This window comes from Zhihengliuella flava, from assembly GCF_015751895.1.
In the GTDB taxonomy this organism is placed as follows: Bacteria; Actinomycetota; Actinomycetes; order Actinomycetales; family Micrococcaceae; genus Zhihengliuella; species Zhihengliuella flava.
In genome coordinates, this window is record NZ_JADOTZ010000001.1 from 18,427 (window position 1) to 37,531 (window position 19,105).

29 protein-coding genes and 1 tRNA gene are annotated in these 19,105 nt (G+C 63.9%); 8 read left to right on the plus strand and 22 right to left on the minus strand.

All coding sequences use genetic code 11. From position 1 onward, the window contains the following. Positions 1–7: 7 nt before the first annotated feature. The 18 genes from IW252_RS00155 to IW252_RS00240 form a co-directional block, all read right to left on the minus strand. Positions 8–241 carry a hypothetical protein gene (locus IW252_RS00155; RefSeq protein WP_196834723.1) on the minus strand — a complete coding sequence of 78 codons (234 nt, stop codon included), beginning with the start codon at positions 239–241 and terminating at the stop codon, positions 8–10. Beyond that, positions 238–783 (minus strand): hypothetical protein, encoded by a 546-nt coding sequence (locus IW252_RS00160; RefSeq protein WP_196834724.1) that lies wholly within the window; start codon positions 781–783, stop codon positions 238–240. Before IW252_RS00160 ends, IW252_RS00155 begins: the two co-directional genes overlap by 4 nt. Before the next feature lie 22 nt (positions 784–805). After that, the gene (locus IW252_RS00165; RefSeq protein ID WP_196834725.1) at positions 806–3,355 is read right to left on the minus strand and encodes a phage/plasmid primase, P4 family; all 2,550 of its coding nucleotides are present in this window, start codon (positions 3,353–3,355) and stop codon (positions 806–808) included. Beyond that, positions 3,352–3,564: a hypothetical protein gene (locus IW252_RS00170; RefSeq protein ID WP_196834726.1), complete on the minus strand. Its 213-nt coding sequence runs from the start codon at positions 3,562–3,564 to the stop codon at positions 3,352–3,354. The genes IW252_RS00165 and IW252_RS00170 overlap by 4 nt, the downstream gene beginning before the upstream one ends. Then, complete coding sequence (locus IW252_RS00175) at positions 3,561–3,947, minus strand: hypothetical protein (protein WP_196834727.1); 387 nt, start codon at positions 3,945–3,947, stop codon at positions 3,561–3,563. Before IW252_RS00175 ends, IW252_RS00170 begins: the two co-directional genes overlap by 4 nt. Beyond that, complete coding sequence (locus IW252_RS00180) at positions 3,944–4,219, minus strand: hypothetical protein (RefSeq protein WP_196834728.1); 276 nt, start codon at positions 4,217–4,219, stop codon at positions 3,944–3,946. Before IW252_RS00180 ends, IW252_RS00175 begins: the two co-directional genes overlap by 4 nt. Before the next feature lie 186 nt (positions 4,220–4,405). After that, a complete protein-coding gene (locus tag IW252_RS00185; protein WP_196834729.1) occupies positions 4,406–5,248 on the minus strand; it encodes a DUF2303 family protein in 843 nt (280 codons plus the stop codon). 2 nt (positions 5,249–5,250) lie between these two features. Beyond that, a complete protein-coding gene (locus IW252_RS00190) occupies positions 5,251–5,622 on the minus strand; it encodes a hypothetical protein (protein ID WP_196834730.1) in 372 nt (123 codons plus the stop codon). Then, on the minus strand, positions 5,619–5,927 hold the full coding sequence (locus tag IW252_RS00195) for a hypothetical protein (protein WP_196834731.1): 309 nt from the start codon (positions 5,925–5,927) through the stop codon (positions 5,619–5,621). The genes IW252_RS00190 and IW252_RS00195 overlap by 4 nt, the downstream gene beginning before the upstream one ends. Continuing rightward, complete coding sequence (locus tag IW252_RS00200) at positions 5,927–6,754, minus strand: hypothetical protein (protein WP_196834732.1); 828 nt, start codon at positions 6,752–6,754, stop codon at positions 5,927–5,929. Before IW252_RS00200 ends, IW252_RS00195 begins: the two co-directional genes overlap by 1 nt. A gap of 35 nt (positions 6,755–6,789) precedes the next feature. After that, complete coding sequence (locus tag IW252_RS00205; protein WP_196834733.1) at positions 6,790–7,611, minus strand: hypothetical protein; 822 nt, start codon at positions 7,609–7,611, stop codon at positions 6,790–6,792. A 9-nt stretch (positions 7,612–7,620) separates the two neighbouring features. Continuing rightward, a complete protein-coding gene (locus IW252_RS00210) occupies positions 7,621–8,067 on the minus strand; it encodes a hypothetical protein (RefSeq protein WP_196834734.1) in 447 nt (148 codons plus the stop codon). A gap of 23 nt (positions 8,068–8,090) precedes the next feature. Then, positions 8,091–8,231: a hypothetical protein gene (locus tag IW252_RS00215; RefSeq protein ID WP_196834735.1), complete on the minus strand. Its 141-nt coding sequence runs from the start codon at positions 8,229–8,231 to the stop codon at positions 8,091–8,093. Then, a complete protein-coding gene (locus IW252_RS00220) occupies positions 8,228–8,623 on the minus strand; it encodes a hypothetical protein (RefSeq protein WP_196834736.1) in 396 nt (131 codons plus the stop codon). The genes IW252_RS00215 and IW252_RS00220 overlap by 4 nt, the downstream gene beginning before the upstream one ends. An 8-nt stretch (positions 8,624–8,631) precedes the next feature. Then, a complete protein-coding gene (locus IW252_RS00225) occupies positions 8,632–8,964 on the minus strand; it encodes a hypothetical protein (protein ID WP_196834737.1) in 333 nt (110 codons plus the stop codon). Then, positions 8,961–9,293 (minus strand): helix-turn-helix domain-containing protein, encoded by a 333-nt coding sequence (locus IW252_RS00230; RefSeq protein WP_196834738.1) that lies wholly within the window; start codon positions 9,291–9,293, stop codon positions 8,961–8,963. The genes IW252_RS00225 and IW252_RS00230 overlap by 4 nt, the downstream gene beginning before the upstream one ends. Positions 9,294–9,300: 7 nt before the next feature. Then, complete coding sequence (locus tag IW252_RS00235; RefSeq protein WP_196834739.1) at positions 9,301–9,537, minus strand: hypothetical protein; 237 nt, start codon at positions 9,535–9,537, stop codon at positions 9,301–9,303. A 61-nt stretch (positions 9,538–9,598) separates the two neighbouring features. Further along, positions 9,599–9,880 carry a helix-turn-helix domain-containing protein gene (locus IW252_RS00240; protein ID WP_196834740.1) on the minus strand — a complete coding sequence of 94 codons (282 nt, stop codon included), beginning with the start codon at positions 9,878–9,880 and terminating at the stop codon, positions 9,599–9,601. A 96-nt stretch (positions 9,881–9,976) separates the two neighbouring features. Here IW252_RS00240 and IW252_RS00245 point away from each other — a divergent pair, with 96 nt between their 5' ends. The 5 genes from IW252_RS00245 to IW252_RS00265 all read left to right on the plus strand — a co-directional run bounded on the left by IW252_RS00245 (position 9,977) and on the right by IW252_RS00265 (position 13,610). Beyond that, positions 9,977–10,429 (plus strand): helix-turn-helix domain-containing protein, encoded by a 453-nt coding sequence (locus tag IW252_RS00245; protein WP_196834741.1) that lies wholly within the window; start codon positions 9,977–9,979, stop codon positions 10,427–10,429. Continuing rightward, on the plus strand, positions 10,365–10,832 hold the full coding sequence (locus IW252_RS00250; protein ID WP_196834742.1) for an ImmA/IrrE family metallo-endopeptidase: 468 nt from the start codon (positions 10,365–10,367) through the stop codon (positions 10,830–10,832). The genes IW252_RS00245 and IW252_RS00250 overlap by 65 nt, the downstream gene beginning before the upstream one ends. Before the next feature lie 44 nt (positions 10,833–10,876). After that, complete coding sequence (locus tag IW252_RS00255; protein ID WP_196834743.1) at positions 10,877–11,527, plus strand: hypothetical protein; 651 nt, start codon at positions 10,877–10,879, stop codon at positions 11,525–11,527. Between the two features lie 170 nt (positions 11,528–11,697). Beyond that, positions 11,698–13,029: a tyrosine-type recombinase/integrase gene (locus IW252_RS00260; protein ID WP_196834744.1), complete on the plus strand. Its 1,332-nt coding sequence runs from the start codon at positions 11,698–11,700 to the stop codon at positions 13,027–13,029. Further along, on the plus strand, positions 13,026–13,610 hold the full coding sequence (locus IW252_RS00265) for a hypothetical protein (protein WP_196834745.1): 585 nt from the start codon (positions 13,026–13,028) through the stop codon (positions 13,608–13,610). The genes IW252_RS00260 and IW252_RS00265 overlap by 4 nt, the downstream gene beginning before the upstream one ends. A gap of 79 nt (positions 13,611–13,689) precedes the next feature. Here the strand turns inward: IW252_RS00265 and IW252_RS00270 are convergent. Next, a tRNA-Arg gene (locus IW252_RS00270) sits at positions 13,690–13,763 on the minus strand. A gap of 216 nt (positions 13,764–13,979) precedes the next feature. Here IW252_RS00270 and IW252_RS00275 point away from each other — a divergent pair. Next, on the plus strand, positions 13,980–14,588 hold the full coding sequence (locus IW252_RS00275; RefSeq protein ID WP_196834746.1) for a single-stranded DNA-binding protein: 609 nt from the start codon (positions 13,980–13,982) through the stop codon (positions 14,586–14,588). A gap of 70 nt (positions 14,589–14,658) precedes the next feature. Continuing rightward, positions 14,659–16,341 carry an energy-dependent translational throttle protein EttA gene (gene ettA / locus IW252_RS00280; RefSeq protein WP_196834747.1) on the plus strand — a complete coding sequence of 561 codons (1,683 nt, stop codon included), beginning with the start codon at positions 14,659–14,661 and terminating at the stop codon, positions 16,339–16,341. Positions 16,342–16,436: 95 nt separating this feature from the next. Here ettA and IW252_RS00285 read toward each other — a convergent pair whose 3' ends face one another. Next, positions 16,437–17,348, minus strand: coding sequence for an acyl-CoA thioesterase (locus IW252_RS00285; RefSeq protein WP_196834748.1), 912 nt, complete (start codon positions 17,346–17,348; stop codon positions 16,437–16,439). A 133-nt stretch (positions 17,349–17,481) separates the two neighbouring features. Between IW252_RS00285 and IW252_RS00290 the strand changes: the two genes are divergently transcribed. After that, the gene (locus IW252_RS00290) at positions 17,482–18,150 is read left to right on the plus strand and encodes a hypothetical protein (RefSeq protein WP_196834749.1); all 669 of its coding nucleotides are present in this window, start codon (positions 17,482–17,484) and stop codon (positions 18,148–18,150) included. Between the two features lie 32 nt (positions 18,151–18,182). On the opposite strand, the gene IW252_RS00295 is transcribed toward IW252_RS00290, so the two are convergent. Next, positions 18,183–18,599, minus strand: a complete 417-nt coding sequence (locus IW252_RS00295; RefSeq protein ID WP_196834750.1) for a globin — start codon at positions 18,597–18,599, stop codon at positions 18,183–18,185. Further along, on the minus strand, positions 18,592–19,095 hold the full coding sequence (locus IW252_RS00300) for an OsmC family protein (RefSeq protein WP_196834751.1): 504 nt from the start codon (positions 19,093–19,095) through the stop codon (positions 18,592–18,594). Before IW252_RS00300 ends, IW252_RS00295 begins: the two co-directional genes overlap by 8 nt. Positions 19,096–19,105 lie beyond the last annotated feature (10 nt).

Consider the following 19,105-nt stretch of genomic DNA (forward strand, 5'->3'; position numbering starts at 1 on the left):
GCGGTTGTTAGGCATGGTTGCCGGTCCTGTGGTCGTGTCCGGTGATGTTGATTTGGGTTTGTGGGTAGAGGTTGATGGGTGAGTAGGTGCGGTCTTCGACGATGAGGACGGTGGTGGAGCGGCCGTGGAGGATTTCTTCGATGACTTGGTTGCGGGCTTCGCGGGCGGTGATGTCGTCGGTGCAGGTGATGGTGCGGCCGATGTCGCGTCCGGTGAGGTCTCGGGCTTGACGGGTGATCACTGCTGTTCGCCACCCTTCAGCGATTGGAAGGCTTCGCGAGCGGAGTGCCATTCGGATGCGAGGATTTCCGTCCACCCGAATTCGGCCGCGCTGGCCTGCTCCTTGTCGGTCATTGGGTCGAGGCCGAAATTGATGTGTGAGTAGACGACTTCGTTGTGGAGGAAGATCTGACCGGTTCCCATGTAGCCGTCGCCCATGAATACGTTTCCGCGGCCTGGGATTTCCTTGGCCTTGTACTGGATTGCGGCCATTCGCTCGGCGATGGGGTTGTTCTTGAAGGGCTTCAGGACGCCACGGGTGGGCTTCTTCCACTGTCCGGGGAGAGCGTGACCCTCTGCTGCTTGGGTGCTGATCCCGGTCATTCGGCAATCGGCGAAGTACCAGCCGTGGTAGTAGCCGGCTGACGGGTCGCTGACGAGCTCCTCGCACAGCTGTCGGGCTTTATCGAGGAAAGTTTTGTGCCGGTGGTAGGTCTCTTCCACTGCTTCGACGACGTCGGGGTGGGCGGATTTGGCGTAGGCGGGGAACGGCTGGTTAGTCATGACGGGGTCCTTTCGGGTGGGTTTAGACGAGTGTTTGTTGGGGTTCGGTGCGGGCGTCGGGGTCGTCTTCGAGGGAGCGGAGTCCGACGTGCCCGTAGTAGCGTTGCCCGTTGATTTTTGGGGCGTTGCGGCCGACTTGGACGCCGTGGTGGGCGAGTTTGGTGGTGAACGCGCGGCCTTCGACGGCGTGCTCGCCGTTGCCCTGACACCAGGCTTGGTAGGCCTTGAGGAGGGCGGTGGTGCGGGTTTTCAGGTGGGGGTTGTCGGTGATGCATTCTTCGTCGAGGAACCGGCCGACGGTGTCGACGTCTTCGGCGTAGTTCTGGGTGGCTTCTTTGACTTGTGCGGGCTCGTTGAGGCCGTCGCGGTGGTATTCGGCGGCGCCTTGGGCGGCCCAGGCGAGGACTGCTGGCCCGTAGGTGGTGGAGAGGATCGTTTGGAGGTCCTCGACGCGGTCTTCGTCGTCGACCTTGTGGGTGAACGGGATGAGGCGTAGGCGCCGCCAGAAGCTGTCCCCGCCGGACTCAACGGAGGGCTGGTGGTTGCCCATGATCCAGAGGTGGTGGGACGGCTTGAACGTGAAGAAGTCTTGGCGCATGCGTCGGGCTTTGATGGTGTCGCCGCCGGTGAGCTGCTTGACTTTTGCTTCGTCCCAGCGGTCGCCTTCGTTGAGCTCTGACGAGACGACGAAGCGCATGCCTTTGAGGTCGGCGACGTCGGTGGGGACGGATGCTTGGAACCTGTTGGCCATGAGGAATCCGGCGGGGACGACGTCGGCGTAGTCGCCGAGGATCGCGACGAGGGTCTCGAGGAAGACGCCTTTGCCGTTGCCGCCGTGCCCGTACGCGAACGGGAGGAGGTGCTCGCGGACTTCGCCGACCATGCTGTACCCGACGAGGCGCTGCATGTAGGAGATCAGCTCCGGGTTGCTGGGGAACGTGGTGGTGAGGAAGGTGTCCCACACGCTGGTGTCGGCGTCCGGGTCGGGTGTGGTGGCGGTCATTTTGGTGTGGAGGTGTTCGGGGTTGGCGGGGCCGAGATGCCCGGTGGTGAGGTCGAGGATCCCGCCGGGGGTGTTGAGTTCCCATGGCCGGTTGTCGAGGTCGTCGATGCTGACGGTGATGGTCGGGTCGGTGTGGGCGAGGGTGAGCATGTTGGTGATGCCGACGGCGGACTGGGAGTACTTCTTGTGCTTGATGTCGTCCTTGTCGGTGTCCGGCATTTGCCGGGCGATGTGTTTGGCGAATTCGCGGACTCGGCCGCCGCCGCGGGGTTCGGTGATCCAACGGTGTCCGTCCCACGTAAGCCAGCGGCCCCATTCGATGGCGTACCGGATGCGGTGCCCGTAGACCTGTACGAGTCGTTGGGCGTTGGCGTCGTCGGAGTGCAGCAGTGACTTGTCTTCGCCGGCGCGCGCCTGGTCGAGGCTGACGACGGGTGCGAGGGCCGGCCCGTCGGTCCCGGTGCCTTTTGCCGTGTCTGTGCTCGTGGGTGCGGTCGGCGTGGTTGGGGTGCTGGCCTGGTCGGGGGTGAAGGGGCTGATGCCTTCGACGACGGTGACGCCGGGCGGGGTGGTGGCGAGTCGTTTGGGTTCGCCGAAGTTGCGGCCGCCGAAATGTTTGCCGTCGGCGAGCGCTCGGGCGCATTTTTGGTGGTCTCCGCCGTGGTGGATGAGGGCGAGGGCCCCGAACTTGGTGTAAGGGGTTTCGGGTTCGAAGTCGGTGCTGGTGGTGAACACGAAGAGGCGGTCGCGGTCGTCGGCGTGGCCGGTGGTCGCGGAGAATCCGGGGTCGGTTTTGCCGGGGCGCCGCCAGTAGCGGGTGTTGCCGCGGGTGAAGACGTGTTCCCATCCTTCGGGGGTGAGGATGTCTGACCAGTCGATTTTGGTTTCGAAGTCGTCGCCGGGGCGGAGCCCGTCTTCGGGCTTCCAAGCGGGTGTGTTGGTGGGTTGGGTTGGGGTGGCTGGTTCGTGTTGGTTGAGTGATTGGAAGAGCGCTTCGACGGCTTCGCGCTCACTGCTGGTGAGGGTGGGTGCGTTGGTGGGGCCGCCGAGGGCGCGGACCCATGGGCGGCCGGTGGGGTGGACGTTCCCGGCTGAGGGGGCGAGGACGACGAAGCCGCCTTCGCCGCGGGATTCGGCGAGGACTACGCCTTGTTTGTCTTTGGCGTATTTGGTGTTGGGTGGGACGTCGTGGTCGAGGTAGACGAGCCAGTGGAGTCCGCCGGAGGGGCTGATTTCGAGCCACCCGTTGTTGATGAGCTGCCAGAGGTCGCCGAGTCCGGAGGCGTGGGCTAGGTCGCGGAGTTCGGGGACGTGGTGGGCTGCGCGGCCTTCGATTTCGAAGAGGTGGAGGCGGTTGGAGACGTTCCCGGTGATGACGCCGACGCCGGCGGCGGGTTGCTGTTGCCACCAGATGTCGATCTGGGTGCGGGTGGCCGGGGCGGACGTGTATTGCTTCCAGGCGACGGCTGGCCTTTTGGTTCCGTCGGTGGCGACGGGGACGACGGACAACCCTGCGGCGGCGAGCTCGTGTGCCGTCTCAAGCGCTGATGCTGCTGCTGGGGTTGTCATGTGTTGGTGCTCTCCTTGATGGGGGTGAGGTTGTTGGGGGCGGCGTGCATGGTGGTGTAGATGTTCACTGGTCGTCCGACTTTGTGGATGCGGTAGGAGCCGCCGGGGACTGGGGTGAGGATTTCCCATACCTGTTTGGTTCGGGTCGGCCGTGGATCGCCTTTGAGGTGGACGCGGTCGCCTGGCGTGAAGGTCGGTTGTCGGCTCATGCTGCGATCCCTTGGGCGTGGCTGTTAGCCGCGAGCCGCTGGTAAATGTCGACTCGGCCATGACGGGTCAACTGGGTGTACAGGTAACCCGCCTTCTTGAGGCCGAGGCGTTCTGCGGCGCCGTTAGCGGTTTCGCCGTGGATTGCGAGGAACTCGGCATCTTCAATGAGTGCGGCGACCTTGTAGTCGCGGTGGTTGTTAAACCCGGCCTGGTAGATCTCGAAGTACAGGTCAGCTTCGGCTTGCACAATCTCCTCGGTGACAGGTTGGCCGCGCTTGACGAGTTTTTGGCGTGCGGACGTGCAGGCCCGGCAGTTCGGGATTGGCCCGTTGGGACGTGCATTGCGGCCAGTGATTTCGTGGCCTCGTTTGCAGGTGCTCATCGGTTCACTGGTCCGTTCTTCTTGGTGAGGCGGGCGCGCCGGGCGGCGAGGAATGCTTCGAGGCCGCGGACGTTGTACTTGTGCTGCTCTTCGGGGTTGGGCCGGTACACGGCACCGGTGTCTTTCTTCTTGACCGGGTAGTAAACGGTCATGTAGCAGCGGCTGCAGAGCCCGTGCCCGCCGACCCGGCGGAACCCTTCTCGGAGCGGGTGCTTCTGCGGCAGCATGGGGATCCCGCATTCTTTGCAGGGACGGTGCTGGTCCTTGGTCATCGTGTGCTCCTTCAGCGGAGGTCCAACTTGTTTTGTGGCCGGTCGCGGATTCGAACCGCGCGCCGCCGTCAGGGGCTCGTTGGGGGACAGGGTTCTGACGGTTGTGACTTGCCTATGCCGGCCCGGGGCGGCCCCACCCAAGTGTTTTCGGGTGTCGTGGGTGGGGCCGCGGTCGAAGGGTTGGGGTTACTTGCGGAGGAAGAGGAGCACGTTCTCGTCGGCGAACTCTTCGACCTGCTCGGCGATATCGTTGAACGCCGCCTCGATGACCTTGTCGATCCGGTCGAGCTTGAAACCGAGCAGGAGCCGGGACTCACGGAGGCGGTACCGGAACCGGGCCGTCACCTTGTACGGTTCGCCACCCTCGTACGGGGTGATCGCGAGCTGCAGCTCAGACGGGATTTCGAGGTTCCCCGACTGGCCGGCCCGAGCCGCCTGCGTCTCCACGTACTGGAACGTCGTGTTCCCGTCGGCGAGCCGAGACCCGGATTTGAAATCGACGCTCTTGGCGACCTGCAGGGACTGTGCGAGCTCGAGCATGTCTGCGCTGGACGGGTTGATGATCGTCGCCGCCTGGTCCTCGATGAACTCGGCGAACTCTTCCTGCCCGTTCAGCCGCCCGTCGAAGGTCTTCCACGCACGCAGTTCCTTCGTCTGCTTTAGATCGAGGATGACGCCGTGGGCGCCGCGGCCCGGAGCGATCTTGTCGTCGGTGCGGCCGTCGCGGGTGTGGCCAGCGTCGATGATCGCTTCAATGGTGCCGTCAGCGGGGCGAGCGAAGATCTCCGTCTCACCGCGGCGACCCCACTTTTCTAGGTAGGCGATGAAAGAGACCACGTTGGAGACCCTGTGGTTCGTCTCCTGCCGGCGTGGCCGGGCACTGTACTGGTCGGTGTCCACGGTGAAGATGCCCCGCTCGTGGTCCGAGAACGCGTAGATCTTCCCGGCTTCGAGTTCCTTCGGGAACACGGCCGCCTGGGCGAGGTCGGCGTATGCCCCGGTCTCAGTGCTGCTGTTGGTGTTGGTCATGGTTACTTGGCCTCTCGTAGCTGGCTGGGTTCGGCGGGCGAATCGACGACGCGGAGGCCGTCGAGCTCCTCCTGATCGGGGTTGTTGCGAGTCAGGTTGCCGGTCTTGTCGGCGTAGTAGATGCGCGACGGGGCATCGTGGACGGGCGCCTTGACGGCGACCTTGTTCGTGATCCGGTAGATCCCGTCAGCGGCCTTCTTGTCGGGTTCGACCTTCACGGTGAGGGTGACGGTGCCGGACTTTCCGGTGTCAGCGACGGCTGCGAGCAGGTCGTGAAGGCCGTCGGACAGGTCGCGGTGGGTGGCCTGCTCGCCGGTGAGGAACTCGTTGAACGGGCGGACGTGCCGGTCCTGGCCCTTCTCGTTGCGGGTCATGATTGGTTCTCCTTGGGTGTCGGGTGTTGCTGAGGTGTGCGGGGGAGTCTTCCGCGGGTTGGGGTGGCGGTGTACCGGGTGAGCTCACCGCCCGGATGCAGGCGGGCGAGCTCGCTCTCTCGGAAGGCGGTGCGCTTGTGCACGAATGCGAAGGCTTGCCCGAACTGCCGGAAAGCGGCCTCGTACGCTTCCTGGATGGAGTCGGCGATGATGGTGATGTACACGTCCGGGCTGATGCGGGAGTCCGCCGGGTGGGTGAGTCGCCGGTACTTCTGCCCGAAGGTGACGATGTATTCGCGGTCCATCAGGCGAGGTTGCGGATCGCCTGGATCGTCTCCGGGGTTGCCCCGGTCGTCGCGGAGATCTGCTGGTCTGTCATCCCAGCGGACAGGAGCGCTTTCACCTGTGCGGCGGTATCAACCTGCCCCGCCTGCGGAGCCGCGGCCGGCGCTTGCTGCTGCGGGGCCTGCTGGCCGCCACCGAACCCGCCACCTGTGATCTCGCCTGTCTGCTGGTTCACCTGCTGCGGAGCCGGTGCCTGCTGACCAGTCGGCGCCGCGGCCTGCTGGGATTGCTGCTGCGGCCAGCCGCCCTGCATCGGCGCAGCCTGCTGGGCCGGGGTCTGCTGCTGCGCGGACTGGAAGCCCTGCGGCGCTGCGCCTTGCGCCTTCTGCTGTTGCGGGGCCGCCTGCTGCTCGCCAAACACGCCGCCACCGGACGCCGGCGGCTGATAGCGCGCCTCGTACAACTTCTTCGGGTTCTGCGGGTTCTGCGAGTTCGGGTCGTGCTTTGTGAACATGACCGCGAGATACCCGCCAACCGCGAGGTCCTTCAGACCCTGGGCCCGCAACGCCTGGCGGATAGCCCACAACTGCCCGCCCTCAGTACCGGAGACGACCACCCACAAGTTGCGCACGCCCTCGTCATCAGGCTCTTGAGGATCCCGCTCGTTCGTCTGCAGCTTGATTGCGACCTGCATCTTCGGGTCACCCGACGGCCAGAAATCCGGCTCCTCCGAGTTGAACTTCCGGGCATGCACCGGCTCACCGATAGACACGATTTCGCCCTGGACAACGGCGCCCGGTTGCGGGAACTTCGCCGAAAGGACCTTGGTGGGGGAGAAAATACTCAATGCTCTTCCTAACTACTTGATGGGGTGGATTGGGGTTAGCTGTGGAACGGGGACCGGCCCGTGCGGGCGACCTCGTAGGCGTGATCGTCGCGGCACCAGGTGCACCACTTCGCGTCCTTGTTGTAGGGCCGGCCTGTCTGCTGCGACACCCGCTCCTGATCAGTGCAGGCCGCGAACACGGGCAGTTGCAGTGCTGCGTCGAGGCCGACCGTCTGCAGCACCGTCCAGTACGTCTCCGCACGCTGCAGGGCGGTGAGGGCGATGTGCTCGTCGTACTCCATGAAGTGGAAGTAGATGTCGCGAATCTGCCCGCCGCGGGGGATGAACGCGATCGCGGAACCTTTGACCGCGTACCCGTCCATCGCCCACCCGCGGGCGTACAACATCGCTTGGGCCGTGTACTGGGGCCCTGCCCCTTTGGCGCGGTACTGCTTCAACCGCTGCGGGCTGACGACCTTATGGTCGATGACGATGCCGTTCGACGTGTCGAAGAGGTCCGTGCTGCCGGTGATTGGCTGCCCACCGATGCTGCCGACTTCGACACGCTCCTCGACCAACCACCGCTCACCCGGAGCGAACCGGTGATTGTCGGCACCGAACCACTCCTCGAGCTGCGCGTGGAAAGCCGTCCCCAGGGGGGCCTCAAGCCGGACGTCCATGTCGGGGTCCGGTGGCTCGGGCACCTGCGCCAGCTTGTACAGCAGCGCCCGGTTGCAGGGGACACCGACCTCGCTGGGCCCGATCATCCGCTGCTGGGAACGAGGGTGGTTCTTGATCCCGTCAACGATGATTCGCCCGTACGCGTGCTCAGCGGCCGCGGCGAGCTCCATCGGTGGATCCTTGGTCAGATCAATCACGAGACGCGCCTACTTGATCTTCACGGTGCCGCTGGCTGCCCCGACCTCGGAGAAGTCCTTCTTGAGCTTCGGCGGGATCGCGGACGTGTCGAGGACCTGCTTGTACATGTGCGGGTTCACTTCGGCGGGGTAGTTCGCCTCGAACGCGGCCGCGTTGAACCGTGCCGGCGGCTTCGTCACGGTCACCGTGAGGTTGCCGATCTGGTGGGAGCCAAGCTCGAGGAGTTCGTAGAGGCGCGCCTTGGCCTCCTTCGCCTGGGCGGCGTATTCCTTGGACTGGGTCTCGGCGTCAGCGGCTTTCACGGCGAGCTGGTGGAGTTCGTCGGCGCGAGCCTGCTCCTCGTCGATCTCTTCGACGTCGTTGGTCCCGGCAGTGCTCTGGTTCGTGGCGAGAACCTCGTCGACTTCCTCGAGGATGTCCGTGCTCTGGCCGGTGGTGCTGGTGTGCTTCTGCATGATGGTGGGTCTTCTTTCCGGGCTTAGGGGTGGCCGGCGAGCGCGTTGGCGAGCCCGTCGGCGAGGAACATGGGGGAGTAGAGGAGGACGATGACGGCGAGGCCGCGGGCCGCCCATTGGACGGGTGCCGGCGCCGTGCGCGGTTCGTGGGGACGCTGGGTCATGACGGGGTGATCCCGTAGGCGTCGAGCAGGTCGGCGTGGTGCTGCTGGACGATGAGCGAGTACCGGCTGGCGGTCTGCTCGGCGTCTCGGATGACCTGGTGCAGTGGTTCCGGGTTGGGGAGTGCGAACCGGAGCCGGTCCTGCAGCCAGCGAGCCGTCTTGGTTGCATGGGCACGGGCTTCGAGGACTTGCCCGAGGGTGACTTCCAGTTCGGTCTGCTCGATCTTCGTTAGTTCGTCGAGTTGTGCGGTGCGGTTCGAGTAGCCGCCCTTGCCGAGCGCGGACAGGTTCACCATGTGTTCGCCTTGGAAGCTGATGACTTCCCAGAGGGTCTTGCCCTTGCCGAGGTGGCAGGTCATCCCCACCTCGAGCAGTGGCGTCTGCGTGATCATGTCCGCGCTCACCTGCCCGTCACCTCCGCCCGTGCAGCAGGGACAAGGGCGTAGTCCGACTTCCGACCGAGCTTCGGTGGGTTCGTGGCGAGCAGGTCAGCCCACTCGCGGAGCATGCCGCCCAGGGCCTCGAAAATGTCGCAGACAGCCTCAGCGAACTTTTCGAAGGCGCGTGCCTGGCGCTGCCGGCGCTCCTCGGTGATCTGGTCGCTTGCGGCCTGCATGTACGTCATCGCCAGTTGCGGTTGCCCGGTGCGCAACGCGTGCTCTGCGCGTTCGATGCGGCCGCGGACCGTCGTCAGCGCAGGCAACGGCTTCGGCGTGTGGGTGTTGGTGGTCATGCGAGGTTCCCGCTTTCACGTTCCTGGGTGTGGTCATCGATCCAGCTGAGGAGGTCGTCTCGACGGACCCGCCACTTCGGGCGGCCCCTGGTACCGATGTCGACGATTCGGAGGTCTCCGTCGTGGACGAGCTGGTAGATGATTTCCTTGTTGCAGCCGAGCAGCTTCCCTGCCTCCGTCAGGCTGTACAGCAGGCGAGCTTCAAGGACGTTCGCCCGATCGCGTGCTTCCTCAAGGCCCGTCGGGTCTACTTCTCCGAGGGGCTTGCCCCGGCCGTTGAGGCTGACGACTTCTGTGAGGTGTGGCCCCGGTTCAGTTTTCGCGCTCATGAGGTGCCTACCTTCCCTGGCGCTTGATGTATGCGAGGAGGTCCTGGACTGTGGCCGGAGAGCTGAAGATCCCGAGCCGGACGTTTCGGCGGGCTTTGGCCAGAAGTGCATCGTCGGCGTCGCCGATGGCCTCGCTATTGGCGGGTGAGCTGATCTTGAGTCGCAAGCTCGGCGCGACAGGACTGTCGGCGGCGTGGACGACGCTGACGGGCGCCTTGGCGGTCGGGTGTTGTAAAGTAGTCATCGTCTAGATGCCTTTCTTCTGAATGGCAGCCCTCACCTGTTGGCGCAGGTGGGGGCATTTTTTATGCGGCTGGTCGATGTTCCAGCTGGACCTCTGTCCGGTGTCGCTCGAAGGCTGGCGGCGTGAATGTCGACGGTTCGACGTTCAGTGCTTCGGCCAGAAGGAGCAGCTCGCGGAACGAAAATTCGGTCTTCGCGGCAAGCTTTCGGTTCAGGGTCGGATAAGGGATTCCGGTTTCATCCGAGACCGCGACCTTGGTCATGCCGGACCGATCGATCTCGGCCTGAACTGCATGGGCGGTCCACTCGGTGATCGCAGCGATCAGTTCGTCTCGATTGCTCATATGAACAATTTAGGTGTCGCGATGAGCAACTGTCAACCGGGGCTGGTTATCAATATGGGCATTGCAATTGTTCAATCTGATCATTAGGCTGTTCTTATGAACACACGCGAGAGATCTGAGGCATTCACTCGATACGTCGGGTTGGAGCTCAAGGGGCGCATCACGGCACACGGATTCACGGCAAAGACCGTCGCGGAATCCATGGGGCGTTCCGTGGCGGCGTTCAACCGCTGGCTCAACGGGAAAGTAGAGATTCCGCTCTCAGTTGTTTGCGAGGCCTGCGAGCTCATCGACATAGACCCGCGCGAAATCGTCGAGCGCGCTTACGACCGGATGGCGATGACTCTCGGGGAACGTGACGGGCGCACTTACGAAGAGGAGGACGTAAGTATCGCGCTGGCCGAAGCACGTGCCCTGGAGAAGCAGGATGCGAATGATCCGACGCCCGATTACTCAAAGTTTGATTCCAAGCAGGCAGAAGACTATGGCCTGGCCGCGTATCGAGGGGACGCAAATATTGGACCTGACGAACTACCGCACGAGCCCTGAGCACATCGCCGACTACCTCGGCATCAAAGTCATCACAGCCGACGTCCCGACAGGATGGTGGGGTCTCTACGACCACCCGCGACGAACCGTCGTCATCGCGCCAGGGCTGGCACCAGTGCAACGAAGGTGCACGCTCATGCATGAGCTCGGACACGCCTACTTCGAACACCAGGGGGTCACCGGCAAATACGAGCTCCAGGCCAACCGGTGGGCAGCCCGCCAGCTGCTCAGCGTCGACGACGTCGTCCACGCCGCCCGAGCAGAGCCTCGCCACAATGCCCTAGCCTGCAGCCTCGGGGTCCTACCCGACTTCCTGACACACTTCGTTGGAAGCCTTAGCCACCACGAGTACCGGCGCCTCTCGATGGCGCTCCATCCAGCAGGCGACACGGTCTGCGCCTAGCCCAAACACAACGCTCACAAAACAACATTCATGAAGGGGAAACCATGAGCACCAACAATCAGACGCCGGGAACGGGAGAATCGAAGTCGAAGGGGAAAAAGCTGCTGCTGTGGATTGGCGGTGGCATCGTCGGCCTCTTCGCGGTGATCATGATCATTGGGGCGATCGGCCTTTCGAACGAGCCGGGTGGCTTCGATGCTGCCGTCGAATCCATGCAAGCCGAAGAGTCCGCCCAAGCTGAAGAAGAAGCCGAAGCGGCCGAGGCCACACCATCCAGCGACAATGCATCCACGGAACCCACTGCCGCGCCCACAACCCCGGCCGACGAGACCGAAGGATCCGCGCCCGCTGACACAAACAGCAGCGAATCGAAGGAAGAGTTCGCCGACCGCATCTCCGAGGCATACCTAGACGGTGCAGGAGAGGCAAGCTACGCCGCCATCCTCAACCGCGACTCCACACTCATCCTCGGCTACACCAACGGCGTCGAATCACCTAGCGCCGGGACAGTTATCCTGACCGTCCAGCTCACCGAAACGGAGGTAGTCGAAGAAGAGCTCGACAAGGCAGCCACAGCTTTCATGAACATAGCTGGCTACGCCGAGGACGACCTCGACCGCGTCGAAATCGTCACATCCGACAGCTCCGTCCGAGGCGTCGCCAACCGCCACGACAACGCCCTGCTCAACCAGTAACCCGAACAGGGGCACAAGGGGCACAAGATTCGTTTACCGCCCTTGCGCGGGTGCGCGCGCGTATACACGCGCATGCGGGCGCACGCAAGGCAACGTAAGCAGCAACGTGACCCTATGTGCCCCGTGAATCGACCCAACCCAGATTTCTTGGCCAACCTTGGAGGCCGACCATGAGCAATCAAAAGTCCCGGCGCCCTAACGGGCTCGGCAGCGCACCGCGCCAACTCAAAGATGGCCGATGGCGTGCCGAGCTCATGGTCGGCAGCGAAGCCACCGGCGCACGTGTCCGCAAGTACGTGTACGGGCGTACCCGCCAAGAATGCGCCAACAAGCTCAAGCAGACCCTCGCTGACCAGCAAGCAGGCACGCTGACCACAGGGCGTGCACCACGTTTCATCGACTGGGTCGACTACTGGCTGAAGAACACTCCAGATTCACGGATCCGTCCTCGCACACGCCGCGAGTACGCCTCCAAGATCGACAACCACGTCCGGCACACCAGCGTCGCCCGTGTGCGCCTGGACAAGCTTGGGCCACAGCACCTGGAGAAGATCTACCAGGGCATGCGCGACAAGGGGCTTTCCGAGTCGACGGTGACCGGCTGCCACAGGATCCTCGCCCGGGCGCTCAAGGTCGCCGTCCAGCGCAAGCTCATCGGTGTGTCGCCGGCGACCCAGATGGACGCCCCACAGCAGGCCCCCTATAGGCCGCAGACCATCAGTGTCGCTGACGCGAAGCGGCTCATCGCTGCAGCCCAGGCGGACGAGGAGTATGGGGCGAGCTGGCTGGTCGCCCTCGTGGTGGGCCTCAGGCAGGGCGAACGCCTCGGCTTGGACGAGGATGACTTCGATCCAACGACTGGGCGTCTCGAGGTGAATCGGGCGCTCTTCACGATGCCGTGGCAGCACGGATGCGAGCTGGGGGAGGATGGTGGGCCTTCGTGTGGCCGGAAGAAGGGGGACCGGTGCCCTGAGCGGCGTGATGGCGGGACGTTCACGGGGCCACCGAAGTCTGAGGCCGGCCGGCGCGCCAACTTCCTACCCAGCCCCGTCGCCAAGGCGCTCTCAGCGCACATTGAACGGCAGCGGGCGGCGCGGGAGGCCGCGGGCGCGAAGTGGAAGGGATACACGGACCAGAGCGGCCGGAAGTACAACCTGATCTTCTCGCGCGCCAATGGCGCCCCGCTGAGCGGCAAACAGGACTGGGTGCTCTGGCGCGCATTCTTGGACAAGGCAGGTGTCCCCGCGGTGCGAGTGCACGACGCCAGGCACACTGCCGCGACCACGCTGCTCGCGCTCGGCGTGGACCCGCGGATCGTCATGGAAATGATGGGCTGGTCCCAGCAAGCCATGCTGCAGCGATACCAGCACGTCCTGGACGAGATGAAGCAAGACGTCGCGACACGTATTGAGGGCGCGCTTTTCGCGCCCGAGGAGCCGGCCCCGGACCCCGAGCCTTCAGTCGTGAGTTTGGATGCATTTAGAGCAAGGAAGCAAGCATGATGGATGCGACCCTGTGGCAGGTGGTCGTAGCGGCTCTAGGTGTCGTGGTCTCGGTCTTGGTCGCTGCCTGGGTGGCTAGCTATCAGTATCGGACGACCGTTCTGCATCAGGTGAGGCGCGACGTAGCGGATGCGCTGCAGCAGATTGCCGCGTTCCAGCTCACGGCATTCAAGCTGATTCATGAGCCCGACAAAAGAACTCTACAGATGACGCTGGACGAGCTCGCGGAAGTTGATTCCGACATAGTGGGACTGCTCGAGCGTCTACGGTTTGAGGCCGAAGCGGTAGGGCGGTCGCTTACCACCATCGAATTGTCTGCACCAGCAATCGTCGTTGCGCAGGCTGCTGCCATGAGGTCAACTGTCAACGTAATTGAGGGGCGCATAGCAGACTGGTTGAGGCTTTATCGTGACGGACTCTATTCATACAAGCTTGTAGAAGTCGATGGCAGTCTGACGCGCGAAGTTTTGGAAATGGGAGACGCTCGAACCCGACTCTTTGTGTCAGCTCTCGAAGCGAAGCCGCGGGGGATCGGATGGAGTCAGAACCGTCGCCGTAAGGCGTCCTCTCCGGAACAGTAATTCCGGTCAAACTCCGGTCAGAATTGAGAAGCCGCCCCAGTCGGGTCCACGAATTAGTGGTCTGACTGGGGCTTTCTTGTGCCCCCGGCGCGACTCGAACGCGCGACCGGCAGATTAGAAGGCTGCTGCTCTATCCAACTGAGCTACGGAGGCCAGCGCTTGTGGCAAGCGCGAGCAACAGTCTAGCGATCCGAGCACGGCAGAAGCGAAACGTCGACTATCCGTGCACAGCTGGGTAACCCGCGGCCGTTCTCCACAGCGTGGGCCGAGCGGTCAGCGGCTCAGTCAGACATCTCGCAGACTGAGGGCACAGGCCGGCCGCGCGAGACGAGTGCGGCGGGCGCAGCATCCACCGAAAGGAAACGCCTCATGACTGACTACGTCACGATCCGCGGAAACCTCGGCGCCTCGCCGCGATACGTGAGCTCCGGCAGCGTCGCTGTGGTCCGGTTCAACGTTGGATCTACCGAGCGTCGCTTTAACCGCCAGTCCAATGAGTGGGAGGACGGGCATACGAATTGGCACCGTGTCGTCGTCTTTCGCGAGCAGGCTCACAACGTGATGGTGTCATTGCACAAGGGCATGTCCGTGGTGATCCATGGTCGGATTCGCAATCGCCGCTACAACGCCGGAAGCGAGGAGGCCCCTGAATGGAGGTACACGTCTGAAATCGAGGCTGACCACGTTGGAGTGGATCTCGTCCGCGGCCACGTGAAGTTCTTTCCTTTCACGGCCCATTCTCCGGCCGTCGACGGCGACGACGACGCACCGGGGGGAGAGGGCACTGTGGCGCCGGGCGGGCTCGAGGAAGTGGGTATCGCGGGGGAGGGGAACAGTGCCGAATCGCCAGCAGACGCAGCCACCGCAGCGGCAGACTGGGGGACCGCGTTCCACGGAGAGGACGCAGCGGTCAGCAGTCCGCTAGCGGCGTCACGTTCCGCGGAGGCGGAACAGGACGACGCCCCGCGCGCAGCGTGAAGCACGGCCACGACCGACTCGGTGCGCGGGCATTGTGAACTCTGCTCGCGCACCGACTAGCCTTAGACGCATGGCGGAATTCATTTACACCATGTCCAAGGCCCGAAAGGCCGTTGGCGACAAAGTCATTCTTGACGACGTCAGTATGTCCTTCTTCCCCGGAGCCAAGATTGGCGTCGTGGGACCAAACGGCGCTGGAAAGTCAACGATCCTGAAGATCATGGCTGGCCTGGACACGCCGTCCAATGGCGAAGCGCGGCTGTCACCCGGCTATTCGGTGGGGATTCTCCTGCAGGAACCGCCGCTGAACGAGGAGAAGACAGTTCTGGGCAACGTCCAGGAGGGCGTCGGCGAGATCTATGAGAAGATCCAGCGCTACAACAAGATCTCCGAGGAGATGGCCGACCCTGACGCGGACTTTGATGCGCTGATGGAAGAAATGGGCAAGCTGCAGGAAGAGATCGACGCGGCGGACGCGTGGGATCTCGATAACCAGCTGGAGCAGGCGATGGACGCCCTGCGTTGCCCCCCGGGTGACGCGGAGGTGACCCACCTCTCGGGCGGTGAGCGGCGTCGTGTGGCGCTCTGCAAGCTGCTGCTGTCCAAGCCGGATCTGTTGCTGCTCGACGAGCCGACCAACCACCTTGATGCCGAGTCGGTCCTGTGGCTCGAGCAGCACCTCGCCTCGTACCCGGGTGCCGTGCTGGCTGTGACTCACGATCGGTACTTCCTCGATCACGTGGCCGAGTGGATCTGCGAGGTCGACCGAGGCCGACTGCATCCATACGAGGGCAACTACTCCACCTACTTGGAGAAGAAGAAAGAACGCATGGCCGTCCAAGGCAAGAAGGACGCCAAACTGGCCAAGCGGTTGGCCGAGGAACTCGAGTGGGTTCGTTCTAACTCCAAGGGGCGCCAGACGAAGTCCAAGGCCCGCCTGAACCGGTATGAGGAGATGGCAGCCGAGGCGGAGCGCACCCGGAAGCTGGACTTCGAAGAGATCCAGATCCCGCCGGGTCCGCGGCTCGGCAACATTGTTATCGAGGCTGACGAGATTAAGAAGGGCTTCGGCGACCGCGTGCTCATCGAAGACCTGTCCTTCACTCTGCCGCGCAACGGAATCGTCGGTGTCATCGGGCCCAACGGCGTTGGTAAATCAACGCTCTTTAAGACCATCGTGGGGATGGAAGATCTCGACGGGGGAGATCTGAAGGTTGGCGACACCGTCAAGATCTCCTACGTTGACCAGAACCGCACGGGCATTGATCCCGACAAGTCCCTCTGGGAGGTCGTGTCCGACGGCCTCGACTACATCAAGGTGGGCAACGTTGAAATGCCGTCTCGGGCCTACGTTTCGGCCTTTGGTTTCAAGGGCCCTGATCAGCAGAAGCGTGCGGGGATCCTCTCCGGAGGCGAGCGCAACCGCCTCAACCTGGCCTTGACGCTCAAGCAGGGCGGAAACCTCCTGCTTCTCGATGAGCCGACGAACGACCTCGACGTCGAGACCTTGGGCTCGCTCGAGAATGCGCTGCTCGACTTCCCGGGTTGCGCGGTCGTGGTGTCACACGACCGGTGGTTCCTTGACCGCGTCGCAACGCACATCTTGGCCTACGAGGGCACGGAAGAAAACCCGGCCAACTGGTACTGGTTCGAGGGCAACTTCGAGTCATACGAACAGAACAAGGTCGAGCGGCTTGGCCCGGAGGCGGCGAAGCCGCATCGCGTCACGCACCGCCGTCTGACGCGCGACTAAGCGCACAGACCGAACCTGCCTCCAGGGGTGGCCTCACCGTCCGCGGTGGGGCCACCCCTGAGCATTGTCCCGAGGTCGCTGGTGGAGCGCCGGGGTTAGATCTCGGGCAGACGCAGCATGCCTTCCTGCGCCACGGAAGCGACCAGAATCCCGTCGCGGGCAAAGATCTTCCCGACCCCCAAGCCACGGGCACCAGAGGCGCTCGGGCTTTCTTGCACGTAGAGAAGCCAATCGTCGGTCCGGACGTCACGATGCCACCACATCGCGTGATCCAAGCTGGCCACGCTCATCCCGCGCCTCGTCCAGGCCACCCCGTGCCGCCGCAGCACTGGCTCAAGAATGGTGTAATCCGACGCATAGGCCAGCGCAGCCCGGTGGGTGGCTTGATCCTGAGGCATCTCACCGAACGTTTTGAACCAGACGGCATTGCTCGGCGTGCGTTCACTCGCGTCAGGGGCCCGCAAGTACAGCGGCGCCGTGACATGGCGGACGTCAAAGGGGCGATTGAACGCCCAATCTTGAGCGGCCGGATGCTCGACCTTTCCGAGCAGGTCAGCCGTCGTCGGCAAGGATTCCGGCTCGGGTACGTCGTCGAGGGCAATCTCGGCTTGGTGTTCCAGACCTTGCGAGGGCACTTGAAATGAAGCAACCATCGACAGGATGGGCACTCCGTTTTGGTACGCGTGAACTCGACGCGCTGAGAAAGAGCGGCCGTCCCGCAGGCGTTGGACCCCGAACGTAATGGGTTGATGCGCATCGCCCGGCCGCAAGAAGTACGCGTGCATCGAGTGAATTCCGCGATCCGGCTCGACAGTCCGTGAGGCCCCGACGACGGCTTGGGCGAGTACTTGACCGCCAAAAACCCGTGCGTGCGGTGACTCCGGGGTCGCGCCGAGGAAAATGTCCTCGTCGGTCCGTGCGCCCTCGCCTTCGAGATCCAGGAGTCGAAGCAGGCCATCGGAGTCTGAGATTCGCACGTCAATTCTCCTCGTTGGTTGCGGCGCCATCGCCGAGGCGCCGGGACAGTCTCTTGTCTGAGATTAGTCCCGGACGGGTACGTGCTCAAACGTTCACCCAGAACAATGGTGCGTTGCCCCGGTGACGCCCGGCGTCGGTGACGAACCGTGGCACGATGGATGCATGAGCGATGCCGAGAACTTCACCCTGACATTGGCTGATGCCGACACGATGGCCGACCTGCGCACGTTTCTCGCCCGGGCGCGCAGCATTCTTGACGGAGACATTGCCCTCGTGGCTCGGGGAGCGGCGATCGCGGTGTATGTCCCCGTTCTTCAACCGCAGGGTCTGGGCGAGGGAACACCGACCGTGCTGGGGATGCGTGCCTTTGGCCTCGGCCAGTCAGCCGAGCTGACGGGCGTGTTTGGACTCGGCGCTCTCACGGATCGGCTCGCGCGAATGAATCCGGTGGATACTGCCCTCCAGCTACCGCCAGCCGAGTCGCGTGCGGCCTGGGCGGGGGTTCTCCCGCCGGTCGCCGGCTGGGAACCCGTGGGCGAGTACGACGGCGCCACCCTCGTGGCCATCGCTGATGCGGGGACGCGCGCGGTCGTCGAGGCCCTGCCGCCGAACGCTGGCCAGCCAGTCTTAGCGACGGTCCGATCGCGAATCTGGGCGGAACCGCTGGCGGACGGGCCCGCTCCGGACGTTCCACAAGCCGTGGCGTTTGGCGCCCAAGCGCTGGGATTCTTACCGGACTCCGGCAGTGTGCGAGTGCTCGGCAACGGAACCTGGCGGCGCTTCTCGACCCCCGCCGGCCATATCGTGACTCGTCCTGGAGCTCGGCTCTAGCCGGCAGCGAGCTGGGGGCGGAGCCCCGTCGGTTAGAGCAACCTCAGGCCGGCGGAGTGGGGCTGGTCCGGCGTGTTGACTAACGAGTGCGCTGCCCGCTCCAGATAGTCCCACAGCACCTCGTGTTGCAGCGGGGGCAAGTCGAGCGAGTCGACAGCCACCTTCATGTGCTTGAGCCACGTGTCTCGGGCGTGGGAGTTGATGCGATACGGCATGTGTCGCATGCGCAGACGCGGGTGACCGCGCTGTTCGGAATACGTGGTGGGACCACCCCAATACTGCTCAAGAAACATCATCAAGCGCTCGGTTGCCGGTCCGAGATCTTGCTCCGGGTACATGGCGCGGAACTCGTCGTCGGCAGCGACCTGCTCGTAGAACTTCTCCGCGAGCTTGCGGAAGGTCTCGTGCCCACCGACCTGCTCGTAAAACGTCTTCTGATCATCACTCATGGGTCAGTCCTTCGCTGGGGTCGGCTGCGGCCGGATGACGCGGTTCGTGGTGGACATCGAATGCCACGCTCCGCGCGATGAAGCACACCTTGTGCGCGTTGGTATGCAGCGCGTTGGCGAGCTCTCGCTGTGACTCGTCCGCCAGGCTGACCCGCGGGCGCACCGTGGCGGAGGTGAATTCGCCGCTCCCATCTCGGTTAAGGCGCAACTGCCCCACGGCGTCGTCCTCATATGCAGTGACGACGACGCCGTGCTTCACCGCCAGGTGAAGATAGGACAGCATGTGGCATTGGCTGAGCGCAGCGAGCAGCAATTGCTCCGGATTCCAGCGATCACGGTCGCCATGAAACGTTGGGTCCGCCGTGCCGGGGAGGTCCGGTAGCCCGGCGGCTCGGATGACATGATCACGTCCGTAATCGCGGTAGCCGGTCGTGCCGCCGGTGCGGGCCCCCGTCCACTCGAGGGACACGGCGTACTGGTGTTCGCTCAGGTTCATGCCATCTACG

What these genes read in the sequence shown, in the direction of transcription:
- IW252_RS00160 (WP_196834724.1), bottom strand. Translation starts at nt 783, where the DNA reads ATGACTAACCAGCCGTTCCCCGCCTACGCCAAATCCGCCCACCCCGAC.
- IW252_RS00165 (WP_196834725.1), bottom strand. Translation starts at nt 3,355, where the DNA reads ATGACAACCCCAGCAGCAGCATCAGCGCTTGAGACGGCACACGAGCTC.
- IW252_RS00170 (WP_196834726.1), bottom strand. Translation starts at nt 3,564, where the DNA reads ATGAGCCGACAACCGACCTTCACGCCAGGCGACCGCGTCCACCTCAAA.
- IW252_RS00175 (WP_196834727.1), bottom strand. Translation starts at nt 3,947, where the DNA reads ATGAGCACCTGCAAACGAGGCCACGAAATCACTGGCCGCAATGCACGT.
- IW252_RS00180 (WP_196834728.1), bottom strand. Translation starts at nt 4,219, where the DNA reads ATGACCAAGGACCAGCACCGTCCCTGCAAAGAATGCGGGATCCCCATG.
- IW252_RS00185 (WP_196834729.1), bottom strand. Translation starts at nt 5,248, where the DNA reads ATGACCAACACCAACAGCAGCACTGAGACCGGGGCATACGCCGACCTC.
- IW252_RS00190 (WP_196834730.1), bottom strand. Translation starts at nt 5,622, where the DNA reads ATGACCCGCAACGAGAAGGGCCAGGACCGGCACGTCCGCCCGTTCAAC.
- IW252_RS00195 (WP_196834731.1), bottom strand. Translation starts at nt 5,927, where the DNA reads ATGGACCGCGAATACATCGTCACCTTCGGGCAGAAGTACCGGCGACTC.
- IW252_RS00210 (WP_196834734.1), bottom strand. Translation starts at nt 8,067, where the DNA reads ATGCAGAAGCACACCAGCACCACCGGCCAGAGCACGGACATCCTCGAG.
- IW252_RS00215 (WP_196834735.1), bottom strand. Translation starts at nt 8,231, where the DNA reads ATGACCCAGCGTCCCCACGAACCGCGCACGGCGCCGGCACCCGTCCAA.
- IW252_RS00220 (WP_196834736.1), bottom strand. Translation starts at nt 8,623, where the DNA reads ATGATCACGCAGACGCCACTGCTCGAGGTGGGGATGACCTGCCACCTC.
- IW252_RS00225 (WP_196834737.1), bottom strand. Translation starts at nt 8,964, where the DNA reads ATGACCACCAACACCCACACGCCGAAGCCGTTGCCTGCGCTGACGACG.
- IW252_RS00230 (WP_196834738.1), bottom strand. Translation starts at nt 9,293, where the DNA reads ATGAGCGCGAAAACTGAACCGGGGCCACACCTCACAGAAGTCGTCAGC.
- IW252_RS00235 (WP_196834739.1), bottom strand. Translation starts at nt 9,537, where the DNA reads ATGACTACTTTACAACACCCGACCGCCAAGGCGCCCGTCAGCGTCGTC.
- IW252_RS00240 (WP_196834740.1), bottom strand. Translation starts at nt 9,880, where the DNA reads ATGAGCAATCGAGACGAACTGATCGCTGCGATCACCGAGTGGACCGCC.
- IW252_RS00245 (WP_196834741.1), top strand. Translation starts at nt 9,977, where the DNA reads ATGAACACACGCGAGAGATCTGAGGCATTCACTCGATACGTCGGGTTG.
- IW252_RS00250 (WP_196834742.1), top strand. Translation starts at nt 10,365, where the DNA reads ATGGCCTGGCCGCGTATCGAGGGGACGCAAATATTGGACCTGACGAAC.
- IW252_RS00255 (WP_196834743.1), top strand. Translation starts at nt 10,877, where the DNA reads ATGAGCACCAACAATCAGACGCCGGGAACGGGAGAATCGAAGTCGAAG.
- IW252_RS00260 (WP_196834744.1), top strand. Translation starts at nt 11,698, where the DNA reads ATGAGCAATCAAAAGTCCCGGCGCCCTAACGGGCTCGGCAGCGCACCG.
- IW252_RS00265 (WP_196834745.1), top strand. Translation starts at nt 13,026, where the DNA reads ATGATGGATGCGACCCTGTGGCAGGTGGTCGTAGCGGCTCTAGGTGTC.
- IW252_RS00275 (WP_196834746.1), top strand. Translation starts at nt 13,980, where the DNA reads ATGACTGACTACGTCACGATCCGCGGAAACCTCGGCGCCTCGCCGCGA.
- ettA (WP_196834747.1), top strand. Translation starts at nt 14,659, where the DNA reads ATGGCGGAATTCATTTACACCATGTCCAAGGCCCGAAAGGCCGTTGGC.
- IW252_RS00285 (WP_196834748.1), bottom strand. Translation starts at nt 17,348, where the DNA reads ATGGCGCCGCAACCAACGAGGAGAATTGACGTGCGAATCTCAGACTCC.
- IW252_RS00290 (WP_196834749.1), top strand. Translation starts at nt 17,482, where the DNA reads ATGAGCGATGCCGAGAACTTCACCCTGACATTGGCTGATGCCGACACG.
- IW252_RS00295 (WP_196834750.1), bottom strand. Translation starts at nt 18,599, where the DNA reads ATGAGTGATGATCAGAAGACGTTTTACGAGCAGGTCGGTGGGCACGAG.
- IW252_RS00300 (WP_196834751.1), bottom strand. Translation starts at nt 19,095, where the DNA reads ATGAACCTGAGCGAACACCAGTACGCCGTGTCCCTCGAGTGGACGGGG.